The 1,512-nt window shown below is 78.0% G+C and carries 2 protein-coding genes; both read left to right on the top strand.

The genetic code is table 11. The features are described 5' to 3' along the window. The first annotated feature begins 90 nt into the window (after positions 1 to 90). Positions 91 to 312: a Trm112 family protein gene (locus tag ACSNOD_RS31060; protein WP_436770416.1), complete on the top strand. Its 222-nt coding sequence runs from the start codon at positions 91 to 93 to the stop codon at positions 310 to 312. 145 nt (positions 313 to 457) lie between these two features. Next, the coding region (locus tag ACSNOD_RS31055; protein ID WP_436770415.1) for an SIS domain-containing protein at positions 458 to 1,512 on the top strand (1,055 nt) is incomplete at its 3' end.

Raw genomic sequence — 1,512 nt, 5'->3', positions numbered from 1 at the left:
CGCCGGCCCCACCGGCGGTACGCTGGCACCGCCGAACACTTCCCGCAGCCCGTCGGGGCCGGGGGGAACCACCGAAGGGACAGCCACCCCATGCCGCTCGAAGCCGGCCTTCTCGAGATCCTCGCCTGCCCGGCGTGCCACGCTCCGCTTCGTGAGCAGCACGCCGACCCGCAGCCCTCGGAGCGGACCGCGCCCGGCGACGACGTCGACAGTACGGAGCTGGCCTGCACCGCCGCCCAGTGCGGCCTGGTCTACCCGGTGCGCGACGGCATCCCCGTACTGCTCGTCGACGAGGCCCGTCGCTCGGCCTGACCCGGCCGCACAGGGCGCGCCCCTTCGCGCGCCCGCCGCTCGGCCCCGCCCCGCAGGGCGGGCCCGCCGAGCCGATCGCCCCGTCGGCGGGGCGGGTGGCGCGGCGGACGACAAGCCCCATACGGCGATCGGAGGCTTCACCGCAATGCTCGACGAGTCCCTCCTCGATGCCGCCGATGCCCTGGCCGGCGCGGACACGCGCGGCCTGCTGCGCGGCGCCGCCGAATCCGGCGCCCGGGTCAGAACCGCCGCACGCGCCGCCGCCGAGGCGGGCATCGCCGACCTGCGGCCCGACGGCCGCCCCCGCGCCGTCTTCGTCGCCGGCTCCGGGCCCGCGGCCGCCGGCATCGCCGACCTGCTCGCCGCGCTCTGCGGCGGCGCCTGCCCGGTCACCCTGCTCCCTCCCCACGGCGCCCTCCCCGACCCGGGAGCGCTGCTGTGGACCCTGCCGGGCTGGACCGGCCCCCTCGACCTCCTGATCGTCGTCACCGACGACGGCACGGAACCGGGCCTGTCGGCCCTCGTCGACCTGGCGTACCGGCGCGGCTGCTCCGTGGTCTCCGTCGCCCCCGCCCGCTCGCCCCTCCCGGAGGCCGTCACCAGCCGGCACGGCCTCTCCGTGCCGCTGGGCGCTGCCCCGTACGACGAGGTGGGAGCCGAGGGCGAGGTGCCCGCCGGCCGGACGACCCCCATCGAGCCGCCCGGTACCTTCTGGGCGCTGCTGACACCGCTGATCGCCCTGTTCGACCGGATCGGGTTCATCAGCGCCGAGCCGGACACCGTACAGCGGGTCGCCGACCGCCTCGACCGGGTCGCGGAGCGCTGCGGTCCGGCCGTCGAGACCTACAGCAACCCCGCCAAGACCCTGGCCACCGAGCTGGCCGGCGCGCTGCCGCTGCTGTGGAGCGAGGGGCCCGCCGCGGGGGCGGCGGCCCGGCGCTTCGCCGCAGTACTGTCGGCGGTCGCCGGGCGGCCCGCCCTCGCCGCGGAACTGCCGCAGGCCATGGCCGCGCACAGCGGGCTGTTGGCCGGCGCCTTCGCGGCCGGTGCCGACCCGGACGACTTCTTCCGGGACCGGGTGGAGGACCCCGAGGCGCTGCACGCCCGGGTGGTCCTGCTGCGCGACCCGAGCTCCTCGGGCGACGCCCACTCGCCCGCCCCGGCCGCCCGGGAACTCGCGCTCGGCCACGACGTGCCGGT

Origin of the sequence: Streptomyces sp. URMC 123 (genome assembly GCF_051386515.1) — a bacterium.
Taxonomy (GTDB): Bacteria; Actinomycetota; Actinomycetes; order Streptomycetales; family Streptomycetaceae; genus Streptomyces.
The sequence above is the reverse complement of the archived record's forward strand: the minus strand, read 5'-3'. Positions and strand labels throughout refer to the sequence as shown.